Below are 18,117 nucleotides of genomic sequence, written 5' to 3'. Positions count from 1 at the left end.
TCCCCCGCCCGGAGCCGCTCACGCATGTCCACACCACCGCCCACCGCCACGCCCGGCCCGCGCCCGCTGCACGCCCTGCGGGCCACCGTCTTCGCCATAGGCACCCTGCTCCTGCTGGTCGGGGTGGGCGTCCTGCTCGACCAACCGCTGCTGATCCCGCCGCTGGCCGCCAGCGCCGCCCTGGTGCACGGCGCGCCCGGCCTGCCGATCTCGCAGCCGCGCAACCTGGTCGGCGGTCAGCTGATGTCGGCCCTGATCGGCTACGCCACCCTGGCCGTCACCGGCAGCACCACCTGGGGCGCGGCCGTCGCCGCCGGGCTCGCGCTGGGCGCGATGATGCTCACCCACCTCTCGCACTCCCCGGCCGCGGCCACCGCCGTGATCGTCGTCCTGGAGGGGCCGCACCCCGTTCCCTTCCTCCCGCTGCTCGCCCTGGCCACCGGTTTGCTGGTCGTCATCGGCCTGCTGCCCGGCCGGATCGGCGGGCACCCGGTCCGCTACCCGGTGTCCTGGTGACGGCCGCGCCGCAGCGACCAGCCGCGCCGTAACGACCAGCCGCGCCGCAGCGACCAGCCGCGCCGTAACGACCAGCCGCGCCGTAACGACCAGCCGCGCCGCAGCGGCCGACCGCACCGTGGCCGGCCGCCGGGAACGCCCTGGTCACCGGGCTCTCCACTCTCCCGCCGAACGCCCACGGCCGGGTCATCCGATCGGATGACCTGGCCGTCGTCCGTTGCGCGGGACAAGGACGACCGCCCCGCCGACACCGTCCTGCCGGCCCCGACGGCAGGCTGGGACCATCACGCGGCCGACCGCCCGCCGAGGAACCGCGCCGTCCGACCACACCCCCGCCGAGGAGTCCCCGCCATGGCCGCCCGCCCGCTCTCCCCCGCCGACCACGCCCTGCTGGACGCCGCCGACCGCGGCGACCTCGACGCCGCCCGCGCGGCCCTGACGGCGGGCGCGACCGTCGAGGCCCGCGACGCCGAGGGCCGTACCCCGCTGCTGCGGGCCGCCTTCGCCGACCGGGTCGCCGTCGCCCGGCTGCTGGTCGAGGCCGGTGCGGACGTCAACGCCCAGGACGCGCGGCTGAACAGCCCCTGGCTGGTCACCGGCATCACCGGCAGCGTCCCGATGCTGCGCGCCCTGCTCCCCGGCGGCCCGGACCTCACCCGCCGCAACCGCTACGGCGGGGTGTCGGTCATCCCCGCCGCCGAGCGCGGCCACGTCGCCTACGTCCGCGCGGTCCTCACCGAGACCGCCATCGACGTCGACCACGTCAACGACCTCGGCTGGACGGCCCTGCTCGAGGCCGTCCTGCTCGGCGACGGCGGCCCTGCCCACCGCGAGATCGTCGACGTCCTGCTCGCCCACGGAGCCGACCCGCACCTCGCCGACGCCGACGGCGTCACCGCCCGCGCCCACGCCGAGCGCCGCGGCTTCCACACCATCGCCGAGGCGCTGCGCGCGGCGGAGGCCCGCAACCCCGCCACCGGCGGAGACCGCTGATCCGACCCGACCAGCCCGCCGGGGACCGCCCGCCCGCCCGGCCCGGGCGCGGCCTCAGGACCCCAGGTAGGTCAGCACCGCCAGCACCCGGCGGTGGTCGTCCGGGGCCGGCGGCAGGTCGAGCTTGGTGAAGACCACGTCGGCGCGGTGGGGATGAGCGAGGACGCGTTCCGCAGGGCCCGCGCCCGGATGACCGCCACCTCCGGCTCCCTGGACGGCTTGGCCGGCGAGAACACCATGGTGGTCAAGGCCGGTACGGCCGCCTGGCTGGGCTGGACCACCGGCCGCCGCGTGCCGGTCACCTTCGAGGACGGCGACACCGTGGATGTCACCGTCGTCGCCGAGATCACCGACGGATCCGCGACGGCGAGCGTGCTGCTGACCACCCGCACCGTCCGGGCCCACGACACCTCGGCGCTCACCGTGGTCGTCCACACCACTGGCACCGCCCCGCCGGCCGCCCTCGCCCCGCTCGGTGCCCAGGCGTTGAGCGGCGCCCAGTACGCCCCCCCGCACCGACTCGGAGGACGACGCCCTGGTCCGGATCTTCCTGGTCATCCTGATCGGCATGTCGCTCGGCTACTCCTGCCTGGCCGTCGCCAACACCCTGCTGATGGCCACCGCCCAGCGGACCGCGGACTTCGCCGTGCTGCGGCTGTCCGGCGCGACCCGCCGCCAGGTGCTGCGGATGGTCGCCGCCGAGTCGACGCTGGCGGTGGGGATCGGCACCCGCGTCGACCTCGCCCTGCCCTGGTCGACCACGGCGCTGACCGTCGGCGTCTGCCTGCTACTGGCCCTGCCGGCCGGCGTGCTGCCGGCCCGCTCGGCGCTGCGCCGCCCCGGCGCCCGGCCGGCCGGCTGACCGGCTGACCGGGGCCACCCGGTCGGGCTCCTCGCCGTACGACCCGCGCACCGCGTAGGAGGTGTACGCCGCGCACAGAAGGGAGAGGAACCCGACCGGGCTCGGACGCGTCAGGAGGCCTGCTCCGCCAGCGACTTGATGCCTTCGAGGGTGGCCGTCATACCGGTGCGCAGCTCGTTCAGCCGGAAGTCGACGATCTTCTCCTCCAGCTCCGGCTTGGCGTCGATGACCAGGCTGGCGCCACTGCGGCCCGGGCCGATCACCACCGACTGGCGCAGCCGGGTGCCGCCGTCCTCCGGGGTCAGCTCGAAGCGCCACCGGGCCAGTGCCCCGGCGAGGTCGGACACCGGCTCGCCGTAGCGGCCGTCGGCGTCCATCACGCCCCAGGCGAAGACCCTCCGCCCGGCCGGGGCGTCCGATCCGGCCCGTCCCACCGTCCCGGTCAGCTCGGTGATCTCGGAGACCGTCCGCCAGTCGGGCATGTCCGCGCGGCTGTTGTGCCCCTCGAAGCGGGCGCCCACCGCGGGGCCGTCCGCGCCGTCCAGCCAGGCGACCCGCTGGAGCTCCGGGCTGAGCCGGGTGGGCAGACCGATGTCCGTCACCAGCTCCCACACCCGTTCCACCGGCGCCCCGACGAACACCTCGCACTGCGTACCCGGACCATCGGCGTACCGCATGCCCGTTCCCCCTCTTCCGCACGTCATCGTTCTTGCTCGTCGCGCACGCTCGTCGCGCTCGCGCATCGATGCGGGTCGACACCCGCCCGCACCCCCGCCACAGCGTCCGGAACGCCGACGAGTGCAGCGGGCGGGTTGCCGCCCTGGGCCCTGGATCGATGATCGATCCCCCGGAACACCCAAGTCAATCCGCCGATTTACTGGGGCACCCCCAAGCGATACCTTGGGTCGCCGTGACCCTTGACGACCTCCGCGTCTTCGCCGCGGTCTGCCGGGCCGGCTCGCTCAGCGCCGTCGCCCGGGACCTGAACTGCAGCCAGTCCGCCGTCAGCCAGCACGTGAAGCGGCTCGAACGGGAGGTCGGGCTCGCCCTGATCGAGCGCCACCCGCGCGGCGTCGTCCCCACCAGGGCGGGGAGCCTGCTGCGCACGGCGATCGCCGCCGGCCTCGGCGGGATCGACCACGCGCTGCACCGGATCGCCGAACTCACCCGTGGCGAGGGCGGGTCCGTCCGGATCACCACCGGGGCCACCAGCATCCGGCACTTCATGTCCGCGGCCGTGGTGGACTTCCGGCGGCGATTCCCCCGGGTCAGCCTGGAGTTCCAGACCGAGGTCTCCAGCCGCAGCTGTCTGGAGTCGCTCAACGCCGGCCGGGTCGACCTCGCCTGGATCACCCTCGGCGTCCCGGCCCGGGGCATCGACCAGCGGCCGGTGGTCGACCTGCCCTGGGTACTCGCGGTCGCGGCGGGCGACCCGCTCGCCGCCCGGGCCCGGATCTCGCCCGCCGACCTCCAGGACGCCCGGCTGATCGGGCTGCCGCAGAACTCCGTCTCCCGCTCCCAGGTCGAGGCCTGGCTCGGGAAGTCGGGCGTCCGGCCGGTCTTCGAGACCAGCGTCGCGGACTGGGACACCGCGATCCTGCTCGCCGAACTCGGCCTCGGCCACGCCGTCGTCCCCGCGCTCCCCCAGTGGCAGGGCCCCGGCCACCCCGGCCTGCGGCTGCTCCCGCTGCCCGATCTGCCCGCCCTCACCGCCGGCTGGGCCGTCCGGGACTGGGAGAACCTGGGCCCGCTCGCCCGCGCCTTCGCCGACACCGTCGCCGCCCACTGCGGCCGTGAGGCCCAGCCGGCCGTCGGCCCGGAGGCCGTCTGAGCTCGCTCGACCCGGGCGCCACGCCCCGTCGCCTCCCGGGCCTGACCGGGCCGGGCCGACGCCGTCCGCCCCGGCCGTCACCGGCTGCCGCCGGCCGTCACCGGCTCCTGAAGGACGGGTTGCGCCCGATCTCCACGAAGCCCCGTCGGCCGTACCACTCGCGCGGCCAGTCCGCCGCGTCCGCGAGCAGGAACAGCTGCGGGATGCCGGCCTCGGCCGCCAGCGCCAGCCCCGTCGCCAGCAGGGTGTCACCGTGCCCCGCGCCGCGATGCTGCGAACCGGTCACCCCGTCCTCCATCTGGGCGAGTCCGACGGCCGGTTCGAGGTAGAGGTCGCTCCAGGCCGCGACCTCGCCGGTCGGGGTCCGCGCCGCCAGGAAGCGCACCCGCTCGGCACCGCGCAGCCGGGCGGTGCGGCGGTCGGTGAGCTGCCGGGCGACCTCCTCGTCCTCGCTCCAGTCCCGCTGCTGGCGCAGCACCGCCTCCCGCATCCCGGCCAACTCCACCGGGAGTGCGGCCGGTTCGGGCCGCTGGCAGCCGTCCGTCGGCCGGGCCAGGATCACGATTCCCTCCCGCTCCCACCCGGCCGCCGCCAGCACCGGGGTGACGCGCTCGCCGACCTCCGGGTCCAGCACGGTGACGGAGTACCGGCGGCGACGCCCCAGCCACCGGGCGGCCAGCTCGGGCAGCGCCGCCGGGTCGGTGCCCGGGCCGTCCACGATCAGCTGGTTGTGCTCCTCGGATAGGGCGAACTCGGCGTCCCGGACGGCGAACACCCCGGGGAACTCGGGCTGTTCGATGAGCTCGGCCGCCTGGCGGCGGGCGAAGGCGGCGCGGAAGGCGGTCACGCGCGCAAGCAGATCCGACATTCCGCCATCGTCACTCCCCCGACCCCCGCGGGCAACGGCTTTTCCCGTACGGCCCCGGCGAATCGAGCGGCCTCAGCAGCCTCAGCGGCCTCAGGGTTTCAGCGCTTCAAGAGGACGAGCCCGGCGTCGAACCGGCGGACGGGCGGTCCAGGAACCGCCGGATCCCGTCTCGCACCCCGTCGGTCGGCACGGTCACCGCGAAGGCCGCCGCCTCCACCGCGAGCGCCTCGTCGATCGGCAGGTTGACGCCCCGGGTCACCGCCCGCAGGCAGGCGGCCACCGCGGTCGGCGCGTGCCGGATGATCCGCTCCGCCAAGCTCCGGGCCGCGTCCGGCAGTTCGGCCGCCGGCACGACCGAGTTGACCAGGCCGATCTCGGCGGCGCGGGCGGCCGGGACCGGGTCGCCGGTGAGGATCAGCTCCAGGCCTCGCTTGCGCCCGACGTGCCGCGGCAACCGCTGCGAGCCGCCGAAGGGCGGCGGGAAGCCGAGCGAGATCTCGGGCTTGGCGAAGGTCGCGTGCTCGGCCGCGACGGCCAGCGGGGCGGCCTCGGCGATCTCGCAACCGCCGCCGTACGCGAGCCCGTTGACGGCCGCGATCACCGGCTTGGGGAACTCCTCGATCCGCCGGGTGAGGGTGTGCCCGCGCCGGACGAACTCGCGCAGCGCCCGCTCGGGCCCGCCCGCGAGGCTGGCCGCCAGCGACGGGATGTCGGCGCCCGCGCTGAACGCCCGTCCGCCGGCGCCGGTGAGGATTACGGCGCGGACGGTGTCGTCGGCGTCGATCCGGTCGAGTTCGGCGAGCAGCGCGTCGATCGTCGGGTAGTCGAGGGCGTTGAGCTTCTCCTCCCGGTCGATGGTGAGGGTGACGACGTGCCGGTCCCGCTCGCTGCGGATGGTCATGGGGGCGTGCTCCGTTCCTGGCCTCGCTGCTGGATGTGACGAGGCTAGGAACTCCCTTCCAGGACAATCCACTTATTGTCCTGGATACACTCCGGTACACCGTCCGTACACCCCGCGCACCCCGGAGCGCGGCCCCACGTCCAAGGAACGGCAGGTGCCCGTGCGACCGCCCGCCTACAAAGCCGTCGTCGACGAGTACGCGGCCGCCATCCGCTCCGGCGCGCTCCCGGCCGGCACCCGCCTGCCGACCCACCGCGCCCTCGCCCGCGAACGGCGGATCGCCCTCGCCACCGCCACCCGGGTCTACGCCGAACTGGCCGCCGCCGGGCTGGTGGTGGGCGAGCAGGGCCGCGGCACCTTCGTCCGGCTGCGCACCGGCTATGACGGCCTCGAACCGTCCCGCGCCCTCCCGGTGCCCCGGGTCGCCGACCTCTCCTTCAACCAGCCGCTCTCCCCCGGGCAGGGCGACCAGCTGCGACAGGCCCTGCGCGCGCTCGCCTCCTCCGGCGACGCCGAGGCCCTGCTGCGCCAGCACCCGCCGGGCGGCCACCGGCACGACCGCGCCGCGGTGGCCACCCACCTGCTGGACCGCGGAATCGACACCGCGCCCGAGAACGTCCTGCTCACCAGCGGGGCGCAGCAGGCCCTGGACTGCGTCCTGCGCACGCTCACCCGCCCCGGGGACGTCCTCGCCGTGGACGCGCTCGGCTACCCGGGCATCAAGCTGCTGGCCACCGCCCACGGGCTGGACCTGGCCCCCGTCCCGGTCACCGCCGCGGGCCCGGACCTCGACGCGCTCGACCGGCTCTGCCGCACCCGGCCGGTACGGGCGGTGTACACCCAGCCGACCGTCCACAACCCGCTCGGCTGGGTGCTCTCCACGGCACGGCGCGAGCGCCTGGTCCAGCTCGCCGCCGACCACGGCTTCACCCTGATCGAGGACGGCACCTACGCCTTCCTGGAGGCCGCACCTCCCCCGCCCCTACGGACCCTCGCCCCCGAGCGCACCTGCTACCTGGCCGGCCTGTCCAAGAGCGTCGCACCGGGCCTGCGGTTCGGCTTCGCCGTCCTGCCCGACCACCTGCTCCGGGCCGCCACCACCAGCCTGCGCACCGCCGCCTGGGGCGCCCCCGGCCTGATCACGGCCCTCGCCACCGGCTGGCTCACCGACGGCACGGTCGCCCGCCTGGAACGGGAACGCCGCACGGACGCCGCCGCTCGCCAGGCGATCGCCCGCACCGCCCTGGCCGGCCTGACCACCACCGCCCACCCCACCTCCTACGTCCTCTGGCTCACCCTCGAACCCCACCAACGCCCCGACCACGCGGCCGCCGCCCTGGCCGCCGAGGGCATCCTGATCTCCACCGCCGACGCCTTCGCCACCACCCCCCACCACCCCAACGCCCTCCGCCTCGCCCTCGCCACACCCCCACTCCCCACCCTCCCCACCGTCCTCACCCACCTCCGCACCACCCTCGAAGCCATCGCCCCCTGACCCACCCCACCCCGCGCCGGAAGTCGGCGGGATCGACTTTCGGCGCGAAATCCCCTCACCAAGCCAAAACAGGCACACCCACCCGGCCCTCTCCCACCGGGCCGGCTTCCCACTCCACCACCCCATCCGGCCGCGCCGAGCGCACACGAAGCAAAGGGGGGCGCAACACCAGAAGTCGGCCGGACCGACTTCCTACTCCCCCGCGGCCCGACCGAAGCGGGCGCTCCAGTCCGTGAGCAGGGTCCGGAGGGCGTCCGGGGCGACTACGCGGAACTCGGCGCCGATCGAGCCCAGGGCCATCGCGGGCCAGTCCAGCGAGTCGGCGGTCATCCGCAGGCGGCAGCGGTGCGGGGTGACGGGTTCCACGGTGGCCCAGCGGCCGACGCGGGCCCGGACGTGGTCCGCCGGGGCCTCGATGAGGGCCTCCACCTGGTGCGGCCGGGGGACGCCGTGGAGGCCCGCGCGGACGAACTCCGCCGCGTCGGCGGCCGGGAGGGTGCGCGGCGCGAAGCGGGCGCCACTGCCGGACGGGGCGGTGAGGCGGTCGAGGCGGAAGCTGCGCCAGTCCGCCCGGTCGAGGTCGTACGCGACCAGGTACCAGCGGCGGTTCAGGCAGACCAGCCGGTGCGGTTCGACGTGCCGTTCCGTCCCGCGCCCGTCGGCGGCCGTGTACGAGAACCGCGCCCGCTCGCCGTCCCGGCAGGCGAGCGCCACCACCGTCAGGACGTCCGGGTCGACGCCGGCGCCCGCCTGGGCGCCCCAGTCCACCGGGACGGTCATCGCGCGCAGCGCCTCGACCCGTCGGCGCAGCCGGGCCGGCATCACCTGGACCACCTTCGCCAGCACCCGCACCGAGGCCTCGGCGACGCCCTCCACCGGGCTCTCGGCCGCCGCCTGCAGGCCCACCGCGAGGGCCACCGCCTCCTCGTCGTCGATCACCAGCGGCGGCAGCGCGGCGCCCGCGGCCAGCTGGTAGCCGCCGTCGACGCCGCGCTGTGCCTCGACGGGGTAGCCGAGTTCGCGCAGCCGGTCGACGTCGCGGCGCAGGGTGCGGACGGAGACGCCGAGCCGGTCGGCAAGTTCCTCGCCCGGCCAGTACCGGTGGGTCTGGAGCAGGGAGAGCAGTCGCAGCGTGCGGGTGCTGGTGTTCGCCATGCCGTCGATTCTCCCCGGGATTCAGGACAGGAAGTGACCGCAATGGTCCGTAACGTTGTTCTTGTCCGAGGGAGCAGGAACCGACCGAAAGGCCATGACGATGACCCCGACCACCACCCCCCAGAACCTCACCGGCGAGCGCGCCGACCTCCTGGTGTCCCTGGAGAAGCAGCGGCACTTCCTGCGCTTCACCACCCGTGACCTCACCGACGAGCAGGCCGGCCTGCGGACCTGTGCGAGCGAGCTGTGCCTGGGCGGCCTGATCAAGCACGTGACCAACGTCGAGCGGCTCTGGGCGGAGTTCATCGTGAAGGGCCCGTCCGCGATGCCCGACTTCACCACCTGGACCGAGGAGGACCTCGCCCGCCGCGCGGACGAGTTCCGCATGCTGCCCGGCGAGACGCTGGCCGGCGTCCTCGCGGACTACGCCGAGGTGGCCCGGCACACCGACGAGCTGGTGGCGACCCTCCCCGATCTGGACGCCACCCAGCCGCTGCCGAAGGCCCTCTGGTTCGAGGCGGGCGCCGAGTGGTCGGCCCGCCGGGTGCTGCTGCACATCGCCAACGAGACCGCCCAGCACGCCGGTCACGCCGACATCATCCGCGAGTCCCTGGACGGCGCGAAGAGCATGGGATGACCCGAACCCACGGCCCGCTCGCGCAGCCCGACGGCGCAGCCCACTCGCGCAGCCCGACCGCGGGGCCCGTCCGACGACCGGACGGGCCCCGGCCGTACTCAGGCCCTCCCGACGAAGGTGAACCCGGCCCCGTCGACCACACCGCGGACCAGGGCGTCGTCCAGCGGCTGCGCGGAGGCCACGGTGACCCGGCCGCTCGGCGCGTCGGCGCTCACGTCGGTGACGCCCGGCAGCTCGGCGAGTCCGGCGCTGACCGTCCTCTCGCAGTGGCCGCAGCTCATGCCGTCGACGGTGAATACAGCGGTGGTGGACATGACGGCGCCTCCGATGACCGGCCGGATGGGACAGGTCGACCCGGACGGGGATCGACCAGCCCTACGACACCCGAATCCGACGGCGCCGCCCAGGGACACGCCGCCCGGATGACACCATCGAGCGGTTCCGGGAACCGTCCGGGCCTCCCGTCCGACGGCCGCAGGCGCCGTGGCGCACGCCACGTCCTGAACCACCGCCGCACCCCGTACCGTTTCTCCAGGTACCACCATTTCGAACGACCGGGCGACCGCCCGGCCGACGATCGGCCGCCCCGCCGCCGATCCCGTCCTGGAGCACTTCCACCATGTCCACCCTGGCCCCGGCCCACGCCCGACCGGACACCACCGGCCTGCTGATGGCCCACGCCGCCCTGCGCGGCGAGTTCGCCCGCCTCTCCGAGGCCTGCCGCGCCCCCGGCGCGGAGGCGCTGCGGGCCGGGATCGCCGCCCATGTCGCGCTGATGCTGGACCTCCTGTACCACCACCAGGAGGCCGAGGAGGACGTGCTGCTGCCCATGCTCTCCGGGGCCGCGCCCCACCTCCGGCCCGGGCTCGCCGCGCTGGCGGCGCAGCGCGCGGGCCTGGCGGTGCCGGCCGCCCGCGTCCGGGTCGGCCTCACCGGCCCCCTGGAGCGGCTGGCCCGGCCCCTGGCGCAGTTGGCCGAAGCCGTCCGCGGGTACCTGGACGCGCAGGAGGAGCTCTGCCTGGACCCGATCCGCACCCTCCTGCCGCTGTCCGCCTGGGAGCGCTTCGACGAGGCCAGGAGGTGGCGCGTCCCGCCCGCCGTGCGGTCCCGGGTCGCCGGGGTCGTGCGGTCGTACGGCCATCTGGACGCGACGGGAGCGGGCCGTTGAGGGCCCTGGCGCGGCTGCGCCGCTGGAAGCCCTGGCACGGCGGGTTCGCCCTCGCACTGGTCGCGGCGCTGACCGCCGGCCTGCTCTGGTGGCAGCCGTGGAGCGGCGGGGACGGGGACCGGCTGGCGTTCACCACCGCCCCCGGCGGCTCCGCCCGCTTCGGCACCGGCGAGCACCTGTACCGCTACAAGGTCCGGGTGGAGGACGGGATCGCGGAGAGCCCGGCGCAGTTCGCCGCCGAGGTGGACGCGATCCTGGGCAACGTCACCCACGGCTGGGCGGCCGGCGGTACGGTCGCGTTCCAGCGGATGCCCGCCGACCCGGTGGACTTCACCGTCTACCTGGCCACTCCGAAGTCCACCGACCGGATCTGCGGCCAGTACGGGCTGGACACCGGCGGCTGGGTGAACTGCGGCGTCACCCACCAGGTGGTCGTCAACCTCAAGCGCTGGACCGAGCTGTCCGAGTTCTACCAGGGGCGGCCCGAGCTGTACCACGCGCTCGCCGTCAACCACGAGGTCGGCCACATCCTCGGCAACGGCCACGTCGACTGCCCCGCCCCGGGCGCCCCGGCGCCGGTGATGATGCAGCAGATCAAGGGGCTGCACGGCTGCGTCCCCAACGGCTGGCCGTACTCCGACTCCGGCACCCTGCTCACCGGCCCGCCCGTCCAGGCCCCCACCAACGCGCCGTAGAACGCCCGCCCGGCACCGGCCGCCGCACCGCCGACACCGGCGGAGCGACACCGCCGACGCGACGCCACCGACGCGACGCGACACGACGCCGCACGACACCGGACGAGCCCGACCACCCACCCCCTTCCGAGGCCGCCGCCCGAAACACGGATAATCCTGGTCGGACCGGACGCACCCGCACCGCGCGTCCGGTCCCGGTCGTGTCCCCAGTCGGTGCCGGTGGAGGAGAAGCGTTGAACGGTGTGCCCGGTGGGGAGATCCTGGACTGGCCGGTCCTGCTGGAGGCCGCCGAGGCGGCCGCCCGGGCGACCACGGGCCGGGGCCGGGTCGCCGACTACATCCCGGCCCTCGCCACCGCCGACCCGGAGGCCTTCGGCATGGCCGTCGCCACCGTCGACGGGGAACTGCACGGGGTCGGGGACTGGGAGCGGCCGTTCTCCGTCCAGAGCGTCTCCAAGCTGTTCTCGCTCGCCCTCGCGGTGGCCTACGGCGGCGACGCCCTCTGGCAGGGCGTCGGCCGCGAGCCGTCCGGCAACCCGTTCAACTCCCTGGTGCAGCTGGAGACCGAGCACGGCATCCCGCGCAACCCGTTCATCAACGCGGGCGCCCTGGTGGTCACCGACCGCCTCCAGACGATGACCGGCGACGCCTCGGGCGCGGTACGGGAGTTCCTGCGCCGGGAGTCCGGCAACCCGCTGCTCGACACCGACCCGGTGGTCGCCGCCTCGGAGGCCGAACACGGCCACCGCAACGCCGCGCTGGCCCACTTCATCGCCAGCCACGGCAACCTGGAGAACCCGGTCGAGACCGTCCTGGAGCACTACTACGCCCACTGCGCCATCGCCACCAGCTGCCGCGACCTGGTGCTGGCCGGCTCCTTCCTCGCCCGCTACGGGGTGCGCGCCGACGGCACCCGGCTGATGTCCCGAAGCGAGACCAAGCGGATCAACGCCGTCCTGCTCACCTGCGGCACCTACGACGCCGCCGGCGAGTTCGCCTTCCGCGTGGGCCTGCCGGGCAAGAGCGGCGTCGGCGGCGGCATCCTCGCCATACTCCCGGGCCGCGCCGCCGTCTGCGCCTGGGGCCCGCGCCTGGACCAGGCCGGCAACTCCGTCGCCGCGGTCGCCGCCCTGGACACCCTGACCACCCTCTCCGGGTGCTCGGTGTTCTGAGGGCCGCGAGTCGTTCCGCCGCGGCACCACCCGGCGCTGCCACAGAACCCGCAGAGCCCACGAAACCCGTAAAGCCCGCGACGGACCCGCGGGCCCCGGCCGTCCGCACAACGACCGGGACCCGCGGGTCCATTGCGGGCACCGACTCCGCGAGACGACCCCGCGGGCGCCCTCCCCGAGGGCCTACTCCACCGTCACGCTCTTCGCCAGGTTGCGCGGCTTGTCCACGTCGCGGCCGAGGGCGACGGCGGCGTGGTAGGCCAGCAGCTGGAGCGGGATGTTGAGCAGCAGCGGGTCCAGCTCGGGCTCGCTCTTGGGCACCAGGATGCAGTGGTCCGCGAGCTTCTCCTCCGGCCGCCGGTGGGCGACGGCGATGACCCGCCCGGAGCGGGCCTTGATCTCGCCCAGCGTGGTCAGGTTCTTGTCCAGCAGCTCGTCGTCCGGAACCAGTGCCACGGTGGGCAGTTCGGGGCTGATCAGCGCCAGCGGGCCGTGCTTGAGCTCGCTCGCCGGGTAGGCCTCGGCGTGCACGTAGGAGATCTCCTTGAGCTTCTGCGCGCCCTCGCGGGCGACCGGGTAGCCGCGCACCCGGCCGATGAACATCATGCCCGTGGAGTCGGCGTACTCGGCGGCGAGCGCGGCGATGGCCTCGCTCTGCTCCAGCACCTCGCGGATCTGGTCCGGCAGCGCCTGGAGCGCCGAGACGATCCGGCGCCCGTCGGCGGGCGACAGGTCGTGGATGCGCCCGAAGTGCAGGGCGAGCAGCGCGAAGGCGACCACGGTGGAGGTGAACGCCTTGGTGGAGGCGACGGACACCTCCGGACCGGCGTGCAGGTAAATGCCGCCATCACACTCTCGGGCGATAGCGCTGCCCACCGTGTTGACGACGCCGAGCACCCGGCCGCCCTTGCGCTTGACCTCCTGGACGGCGGCCAGCGTGTCGTAGGTCTCGCCGGACTGGCTGACCGCGACGTACAGGGTGTCCGCCTCGATCACCGGGTTGCGGTAGCGGAACTCCGAGGCGGGCTCGCTGTGGGCGGGGATGCGGGCCAGCTCCTCGATCAGCTGCGCGCCCATCTCGCCCGCGTAGTAGGCCGATCCGCAGCCGAGGATCTTCACCCGGCGGATCTCGCGCAGCTCCCGGGCGTCCAGGTTGAGGCCGCCGAGGTGCGCGGTGGCGAAGCGCTCGTCCAGCCGGCCGCTCAGGGTGCGCTCGACCGAGCCGGGCTGCTCGTGGATCTCCTTGAGCAGGAAGTGCTCGAAGCCGGCGGTGTCGTAGGAGTCGACCTCCCAGTCCACGGTGGACGGCTGACGGTGGGTGGTGCGGGCGTCCTCGGTGAAGGTCCGGAAGCCGTCGGCCCGGACGGTGGCCAGCTCGCCGTCCTCCAGGTGGACGACCTGGCGGGTGTACCGGACCAGCGCGGAGACGTCCGAGGCGGCGAACATCTCCTTCTCGCCGATCCCCAGCACGATCGGGCTGCCGTTGCGGGCCACGACGATCCGGTCCGGCTGCTCGGCGTCGAGCACCGCGATGCCGTAGGTGCCGACCACCCGGCCGAGCGCGGCGCGCACGGCGTCCTCCAGCTCGACGCCCTCGGCGACGTTCGCGGCGATCAGGTGCGCGAGCACCTCGGTGTCGGTCTCGGAGCGGAACACCGCGCCGTCGGCCGCGAGCTTGGCGCGCAGCTCGTCGGCGTTCTCGATGATGCCGTTGTGGACGACGGCGATCCGCTCGGCGTTGTCCAGGTGCGGGTGCGCGTTGGCGTCGCTGGGCACGCCGTGGGTGGCCCAGCGGGTGTGGCCGATGCCGGTGGTGCCCTTGAACCGGGCCGGCACGGCGGCGGCCAGGTCCGCGACCCGGCCCTTCACCTTGCGCAGCTTGATCCCGCCGCTGCGTCCGGTGACGGCGACGCCGGCCGAGTCGTAGCCGCGGTACTCCAGCCGCGCCAGCCCCTCCAGCAGGAAGGGGGTCGCGTCCTTGGGGCCGATGTAGGCCACGATTCCGCACATGCGTGGTCTCCTCTTCGAAGTCTTCGGAAGGTCGGGGGCGGCGGCTCAGCCGTAGACGATCCGCCGCAGCTGGCGGGCCGAGAGCTCCGGCGCCGAGACCCGGCGCTGCGGCAGCTCCTCGGCGAGCCGGGCGAAGATCCGCTCGTTGGTCAGACCGCGTGCCTGGAGCTCGGTGTGGCGGCGGCGCACGTACTCCTCGGTGCTCTCGGAGAAGTACGCCAGCACCTCCGCCACGACCCGCGCCGCCTCCCGGGGCCCGAGCGGACTGGTCCGGGTGAGGTGGGCGAGGAGGTCTTCGTGAGGGTGGGGTGAGCTCGGCACGAGTGAGGAGCCTAGGTCGGGCGGCCCGCCGAAGCCAAAGTTCCTGCCCGAAATCGGGCAGACATTACGACTTTCAGTCCACGTCCACGATTCCTTCACATTCGACCGTCGAACGACCACCCGTTCGCCCCCGTTCCCGAAAGCCCCTTGAAGCGGCGCCAACTCCGCACGTAGCGTGACCCCCTGAACACGAAGCGGAAGACCGGAGGCTTGCGGATGTGCGGGATCACCGGATGGGTCGCGTTCGAGCGCGACCTCACCGCCGAGCGGGGTGTCCTCGACGCCATGACGGCCACCCAGCTCCGGCGCGGCCCGGACGCCGGCGGCGTGCACCTGGAACGGCACGCCGCGCTCGGCCACCGGCGGCTCGCGGTGATCGACATCGCGGGCGGCGTCCAGCCGATGACGGTGGAGCACGACGGCCGGACGCTGGCCGTGCTCACCTACAGCGGCGAGGTCTACAACCACCGCGAACTGCGCGCGGAACTGGAGGCGGCCGGGCACCGCTTCCGCACCCGCAGCGACACCGAGGTCGTGCTGCGCGCCTACCTGGAGTGGGGCGAGCACCTGGCCGAGCGGCTCAACGGCATGTTCGCCTTCGCGGTCTGGGACCTCCGGCAGGAGGAGCTGCTGCTGGTCCGCGACCGGATGGGCGTCAAACCGCTGTACTACCACCGCACCCCGGACGGCGTGGTCTTCGGCTCCGAGGTCAAGGCCCTGCTCGCCCACCCCGCCGTCCGCCCGGTGGTGGACCTGGACGGGCTGCGCGAACTGCTCGGCTACACCCGCACCCCCGGCCTCACCCCGTACCGGGACATCCACGAGGTCCGGCCCGGGCACGTCGTACGGGTGCGCCGCGAGGGCCTGTCGGTCCGCCGCTACTGGGCGCTGGAGGCCCGCGAGCACCGCGACGGCCTGGAGGCCACCGTCGCCACCGTCCGCGCCCTGCTGGACGACATCGTGCACCGCCAGCTGGAGGCGGACGTCCCGCTCTGCTCGCTGCTCTCCGGCGGCCTGGACTCCAGCGCCGTCACCGCCCTCGCCGCCCGGACGCTGGGCGCCGCCGGGGCCGGCCCGGTCCGCTCCTTCTCCGTCGGCTTCGCCGGGCAGAGCGAGACCTTCCACGCCAGCGACGTCCGGCAGACCCAGGACGGCCCGTTCGCCCGGCTGCTCGCCGACCACGTCGGCGCCGACCACAGCGTCGTCGAACTGGACGCGGCCGACCTGACCGACCCGTCCCGGCGCTCCGTCGTGCTGCGCGCCCGCGACCTGCCGAACGGCGTCGGCGACATGGACACCTCGCTGCTGCTGCTCTTCCGCGGCGTGCGCCGGCACTCCACCGTCGCGCTGTCCGGCGAGTCCGCTGACGAGCTGTTCGGCGGCTACCGCTGGTTCCACGACCCGCGGACCGTCGCCGTCGAGGACTTCCCGTGGGCCCTCGGCCTGACCGACATCGCCGGCGGCGGAGCCACCCCGCGCGAACACCTCCTGGACGCCGAACTGCTCCGCAAGCTCGACCTGGACGGCTACCGCAGGGCGCGCTACCGCGAGGCGATCGCCGAGGTCCCGCACCTGCCGGCGGCCGATCCGCTGGAACGGCGGATGCGCGAGATCTCGTACCTCAACCTGACCCGCTTCGTCTGCATCCTGCTGGACCGCAAGGACCGGATGAGCATGGCCAACGGCCTGGAGGTCCGGGTGCCGTTCTGCGACCACCGACTGGTGCAGTACGTCTTCAACGCCCCGTGGGCGATGAAGTCCTTCGACGGACGGGAGAAGAGCCTGCTGCGCGCGGCCGTCCGGGACGTGCTGCCGACCGCCGTCGCCGAGCGGCCGAAGAGCCCGTACCCGGTCACCACCGACCCGCACTACCCGGCGAAGCTGCGCGCCGAACTCGCCCGGCTCGCCGCCGAGGGCACCTCCCCGGCCCTGGACATGCTCGACCGGCGGCGCCTGGCCGACGCGCTCGCCCCGGACACCGACCCGCAGTCCGTCCGGCTCGCCGTCGACCTCGCCCTGGACTTCGACGCCTGGCTGACGGACTACCGGGTGACGCTGGAGCTGTGACCACCGGCCTGGTGAGCTCAGGGCGGCCGCCGCCACTCGGACGGCGCAGTCGGCGGCTCCCGCGCCCCCATACTCCGTCCGGGTGATTGTGCGGAACCATCCCGCCGGTCCCGGCGGTCCTACGGTGCGGTAGCGTCGCCGACACCTCCCGAACGGCGGACGAATTCGCGGACCACCCGCTCACGTGCCGTCAGTATGGGAGCGAAACGTTCACCTCGATCCGCCGGGGGATCCCGTCATGCAGCCGCGAGTCTTCGCGATTCTCACCGCCCTGCTCCTGGGCGTCCTGGGCCTGGGGTCGGTGGCCGTCACCGACTGGTCGCCCGCGGCGGCCACCGCGAGCCGGCCCGCAGCCGCCCCCGGGGCCTCCGCCACCGGCGCCCAGCCGGCCGCGGCCGGCCCCGCGAGCGCCACCCCGACCGGCGACCCGGCTGTGTGGACCCGCTCCACCCTGCGCAACAAGCTGATGGCCGAGATGGACGCCACCGACCCCGGCGTCGCCCTGGCCGACCTCGACAGGATCAGCAAGGAGAAGCCGTACACCGTGCGCTTCTGCCACCCGATCGCGCACGAGCTCGGCCACGCGGCGGTCAAGCGCTTCAACGCCGACTTCCAGAAGGTCATCTCCTTCCCGCACGAGACCTGCGCGGCCGGCTACCTGCACGGCGCGGTCGAGGAGATGCTCAACGCCTCCCCCCAGCCCGAGACGGACCTGCTCAAGCTCTGCGCGCCCAAGAACTCCGGGCCCTGCATCCACGGCGTCGGCCACGGCACCATGTTCGTGGTCAAGCAGGACGTCGCCAAGGCGCGCGACCTGTGCAACAAGTTCCCCTCCGACCAGAACAGGATCCGCTGCTCCGAGGGCCTGTTCATGCAACTCTTCGGCCCGGACGAGGAGGACGAGCAGGCCAAGGCCAACCTGCCCGCCGACAAGCTCGCCCAGGACCCGCTCTACCCGTGCAAGGACCAGCCGGCGCTGTTCCAGTCCGCCTGCTTCTTCTACGCCCCGACCTTCTTCCTCTCCTCGCACGACTACCCGAACCACCCCGAGGTCTACGCCGAGGCCCTCAAGTGGTGCCTCAACGGCAAGGCCAGCGGCGGGGCGGTGGACTGCAGCCGCGGCGTCGGCTCGCGCACCATGAAGTACAACCTGGACCGCGAGGACTGGGCGGCCGAGCAGTGCGCCACCGCCGCCGACGGCTGGCAGCGCAAGGCCTGCGCCGAGGGCCTGGTCAGCTACTACACGGTCAACTACACCGACGGGGGCGCGGCCGGCCGGCTCTGCGCCAAGATCACCAACAAGGAGATGCAGGGCTACTGCCGCTCGGCGAGCGGCCTGTCCAGCTCGCTGGACTGACCCCGCCGGGGACCACCCGCTAGCCCCGACCCCCCGGTCCACCCGCTCCCCGGTGCCCGGACCGACATC

General features: G+C 74.2%; 19 protein-coding genes. 11 read left to right on the top strand and 8 right to left on the bottom strand.

Annotated elements, in window-relative coordinates:
- Positions 1 to 24: 24 nt before the first annotated feature.
- Together ACZ5GH_RS31540 and ACZ5GH_RS31535 are read left to right on the top strand one after the other, a co-directional pair.
- A complete protein-coding gene (locus ACZ5GH_RS31540) occupies positions 25 to 516 on the top strand; it encodes an HPP family protein (protein WP_387759213.1) in 492 nt (163 codons plus the stop codon).
- Positions 517 to 867: 351 nt separating this feature from the next.
- Entirely contained in the window at positions 868 to 1,509 is a 642-nt protein-coding gene (locus ACZ5GH_RS31535) for an ankyrin repeat domain-containing protein (protein WP_464335978.1), read from the top strand.
- A 54-nt stretch (positions 1,510 to 1,563) separates the two neighbouring features.
- Here ACZ5GH_RS31535 and ACZ5GH_RS31530 read toward each other — a convergent pair whose 3' ends face one another.
- Entirely contained in the window at positions 1,564 to 2,079 is a 516-nt protein-coding gene (locus ACZ5GH_RS31530) for a hypothetical protein (protein ID WP_464335977.1), read from the bottom strand.
- Between ACZ5GH_RS31530 and ACZ5GH_RS31525 the strand changes: the two genes are divergently transcribed.
- On the top strand, positions 2,078 to 2,371 hold the full coding sequence (locus ACZ5GH_RS31525) for an FtsX-like permease family protein (protein ID WP_464335976.1): 294 nt from the start codon (positions 2,078 to 2,080) through the stop codon (positions 2,369 to 2,371). The genes ACZ5GH_RS31530 and ACZ5GH_RS31525 overlap by 2 nt on opposite strands.
- A gap of 110 nt (positions 2,372 to 2,481) precedes the next feature.
- On the opposite strand, the gene ACZ5GH_RS31520 is transcribed toward ACZ5GH_RS31525, so the two are convergent.
- Positions 2,482 to 3,048 carry an SRPBCC family protein gene (locus ACZ5GH_RS31520; RefSeq protein ID WP_464335975.1) on the bottom strand — a complete coding sequence of 189 codons (567 nt, stop codon included), beginning with the start codon at positions 3,046 to 3,048 and terminating at the stop codon, positions 2,482 to 2,484.
- Between the two features lie 233 nt (positions 3,049 to 3,281).
- Here ACZ5GH_RS31520 and ACZ5GH_RS31515 point away from each other — a divergent pair, with 233 nt between their 5' ends.
- Entirely contained in the window at positions 3,282 to 4,202 is a 921-nt protein-coding gene (locus ACZ5GH_RS31515) for a LysR family transcriptional regulator (RefSeq protein ID WP_464335974.1), read from the top strand.
- Between the two features lie 97 nt (positions 4,203 to 4,299).
- Here the strand turns inward: ACZ5GH_RS31515 and ACZ5GH_RS31510 are convergent, their stop codons facing one another.
- Both ACZ5GH_RS31510 and ACZ5GH_RS31505 read right to left on the bottom strand, forming a co-directional pair.
- Positions 4,300 to 5,070 carry a GNAT family N-acetyltransferase gene (locus ACZ5GH_RS31510; RefSeq protein WP_464335973.1) on the bottom strand — a complete coding sequence of 257 codons (771 nt, stop codon included), beginning with the start codon at positions 5,068 to 5,070 and terminating at the stop codon, positions 4,300 to 4,302.
- A gap of 106 nt (positions 5,071 to 5,176) precedes the next feature.
- Entirely contained in the window at positions 5,177 to 5,971 is a 795-nt protein-coding gene (locus ACZ5GH_RS31505; RefSeq protein WP_464335972.1) for a crotonase/enoyl-CoA hydratase family protein, read from the bottom strand.
- A gap of 154 nt (positions 5,972 to 6,125) precedes the next feature.
- Here ACZ5GH_RS31505 and ACZ5GH_RS31500 point away from each other — a divergent pair, with 154 nt between their 5' ends.
- Positions 6,126 to 7,466 (top strand): aminotransferase-like domain-containing protein, encoded by a 1,341-nt coding sequence (locus ACZ5GH_RS31500; RefSeq protein WP_464335971.1) that lies wholly within the window; start codon positions 6,126 to 6,128, stop codon positions 7,464 to 7,466.
- Positions 7,467 to 7,658: 192 nt separating this feature from the next.
- Here ACZ5GH_RS31500 and ACZ5GH_RS31495 read toward each other — a convergent pair whose 3' ends face one another.
- Positions 7,659 to 8,621 carry a helix-turn-helix transcriptional regulator gene (locus tag ACZ5GH_RS31495; RefSeq protein WP_387759199.1) on the bottom strand — a complete coding sequence of 321 codons (963 nt, stop codon included), beginning with the start codon at positions 8,619 to 8,621 and terminating at the stop codon, positions 7,659 to 7,661.
- Positions 8,622 to 8,715: 94 nt separating this feature from the next.
- On the opposite strand from ACZ5GH_RS31495, the gene ACZ5GH_RS31490 reads away from it, so the two are divergent.
- Positions 8,716 to 9,258, top strand: coding sequence for a DinB family protein (locus ACZ5GH_RS31490; protein WP_464335970.1), 543 nt, complete (start codon positions 8,716 to 8,718; stop codon positions 9,256 to 9,258).
- A 98-nt stretch (positions 9,259 to 9,356) separates the two neighbouring features.
- Here ACZ5GH_RS31490 and ACZ5GH_RS31485 read toward each other — a convergent pair whose 3' ends face one another.
- Positions 9,357 to 9,572, bottom strand: a complete 216-nt coding sequence (locus tag ACZ5GH_RS31485; RefSeq protein ID WP_387759196.1) for a heavy-metal-associated domain-containing protein — start codon at positions 9,570 to 9,572, stop codon at positions 9,357 to 9,359.
- A gap of 305 nt (positions 9,573 to 9,877) precedes the next feature.
- Here ACZ5GH_RS31485 and ACZ5GH_RS31480 point away from each other — a divergent pair, with 305 nt between their 5' ends.
- The 3 genes from ACZ5GH_RS31480 to ACZ5GH_RS31470 all read left to right on the top strand — a co-directional run bounded on the left by ACZ5GH_RS31480 (position 9,878) and on the right by ACZ5GH_RS31470 (position 12,293).
- The gene (locus ACZ5GH_RS31480) at positions 9,878 to 10,426 is read left to right on the top strand and encodes a hemerythrin domain-containing protein (RefSeq protein WP_464335969.1); all 549 of its coding nucleotides are present in this window, start codon (positions 9,878 to 9,880) and stop codon (positions 10,424 to 10,426) included.
- Positions 10,423 to 11,121, top strand: a complete 699-nt coding sequence (locus ACZ5GH_RS31475; RefSeq protein ID WP_387759192.1) for a DUF3152 domain-containing protein — start codon at positions 10,423 to 10,425, stop codon at positions 11,119 to 11,121. Before ACZ5GH_RS31480 ends, ACZ5GH_RS31475 begins: the two co-directional genes overlap by 4 nt.
- Positions 11,122 to 11,381: 260 nt before the next feature.
- Positions 11,382 to 12,293, top strand: a complete 912-nt coding sequence (locus ACZ5GH_RS31470) for a glutaminase (RefSeq protein WP_387759297.1) — start codon at positions 11,382 to 11,384, stop codon at positions 12,291 to 12,293.
- A gap of 183 nt (positions 12,294 to 12,476) precedes the next feature.
- Here ACZ5GH_RS31470 and glmS read toward each other — a convergent pair whose 3' ends face one another.
- Both glmS and ACZ5GH_RS31460 read right to left on the bottom strand, forming a co-directional pair.
- Entirely contained in the window at positions 12,477 to 14,303 is a 1,827-nt protein-coding gene (glmS, locus tag ACZ5GH_RS31465) for a glutamine--fructose-6-phosphate transaminase (isomerizing) (RefSeq protein ID WP_387759190.1), read from the bottom strand.
- A 45-nt stretch (positions 14,304 to 14,348) separates the two neighbouring features.
- Entirely contained in the window at positions 14,349 to 14,624 is a 276-nt protein-coding gene (locus ACZ5GH_RS31460; protein WP_355254796.1) for a hypothetical protein, read from the bottom strand.
- A gap of 216 nt (positions 14,625 to 14,840) precedes the next feature.
- Between ACZ5GH_RS31460 and asnB the strand changes: the two genes are divergently transcribed.
- Together asnB and ACZ5GH_RS31450 are read left to right on the top strand one after the other, a co-directional pair.
- Positions 14,841 to 16,691, top strand: coding sequence for an asparagine synthase (glutamine-hydrolyzing) (gene asnB / locus ACZ5GH_RS31455; protein ID WP_464335968.1), 1,851 nt, complete (start codon positions 14,841 to 14,843; stop codon positions 16,689 to 16,691).
- 238 nt (positions 16,692 to 16,929) lie between these two features.
- Positions 16,930 to 18,048, top strand: a complete 1,119-nt coding sequence (locus ACZ5GH_RS31450) for a hypothetical protein (RefSeq protein WP_464335967.1) — start codon at positions 16,930 to 16,932, stop codon at positions 18,046 to 18,048.
- Positions 18,049 to 18,117: the final 69 nt, after the last annotated feature.

Source organism: Kitasatospora sp. Xyl93 (assembly GCF_055383135.1).
This window is presented reverse-complemented; position numbering and strand designations above follow the sequence as displayed.

Excerpts from the sequence above, each read along its gene's own strand:
- glmS (WP_387759190.1), bottom strand. The coding sequence starts at position 14,303 with ATGTGCGGAATCGTGGCCTACATCGGCCCCAAGGACGCGACCCCCTTC.
- ACZ5GH_RS31520 (WP_464335975.1), bottom strand. The coding sequence starts at position 3,048 with ATGCGGTACGCCGATGGTCCGGGTACGCAGTGCGAGGTGTTCGTCGGG.
- ACZ5GH_RS31485 (WP_387759196.1), bottom strand. The coding sequence starts at position 9,572 with ATGTCCACCACCGCTGTATTCACCGTCGACGGCATGAGCTGCGGCCAC.
- ACZ5GH_RS31510 (WP_464335973.1), bottom strand. The coding sequence starts at position 5,070 with ATGTCGGATCTGCTTGCGCGCGTGACCGCCTTCCGCGCCGCCTTCGCC.
- ACZ5GH_RS31530 (WP_464335977.1), bottom strand. The coding sequence starts at position 2,079 with ATGCCGATCAGGATGACCAGGAAGATCCGGACCAGGGCGTCGTCCTCC.
- ACZ5GH_RS31535 (WP_464335978.1), top strand. The coding sequence starts at position 868 with ATGGCCGCCCGCCCGCTCTCCCCCGCCGACCACGCCCTGCTGGACGCC.
- ACZ5GH_RS31540 (WP_387759213.1), top strand. The coding sequence starts at position 25 with ATGTCCACACCACCGCCCACCGCCACGCCCGGCCCGCGCCCGCTGCAC.
- ACZ5GH_RS31480 (WP_464335969.1), top strand. The coding sequence starts at position 9,878 with ATGTCCACCCTGGCCCCGGCCCACGCCCGACCGGACACCACCGGCCTG.
- ACZ5GH_RS31495 (WP_387759199.1), bottom strand. The coding sequence starts at position 8,621 with ATGGCGAACACCAGCACCCGCACGCTGCGACTGCTCTCCCTGCTCCAG.
- ACZ5GH_RS31450 (WP_464335967.1), top strand. The coding sequence starts at position 16,930 with ATGCAGCCGCGAGTCTTCGCGATTCTCACCGCCCTGCTCCTGGGCGTC.
- ACZ5GH_RS31505 (WP_464335972.1), bottom strand. The coding sequence starts at position 5,971 with ATGACCATCCGCAGCGAGCGGGACCGGCACGTCGTCACCCTCACCATC.
- ACZ5GH_RS31490 (WP_464335970.1), top strand. The coding sequence starts at position 8,716 with ATGACGATGACCCCGACCACCACCCCCCAGAACCTCACCGGCGAGCGC.
- ACZ5GH_RS31525 (WP_464335976.1), top strand. The coding sequence starts at position 2,078 with ATGTCGCTCGGCTACTCCTGCCTGGCCGTCGCCAACACCCTGCTGATG.
- asnB (WP_464335968.1), top strand. The coding sequence starts at position 14,841 with ATGTGCGGGATCACCGGATGGGTCGCGTTCGAGCGCGACCTCACCGCC.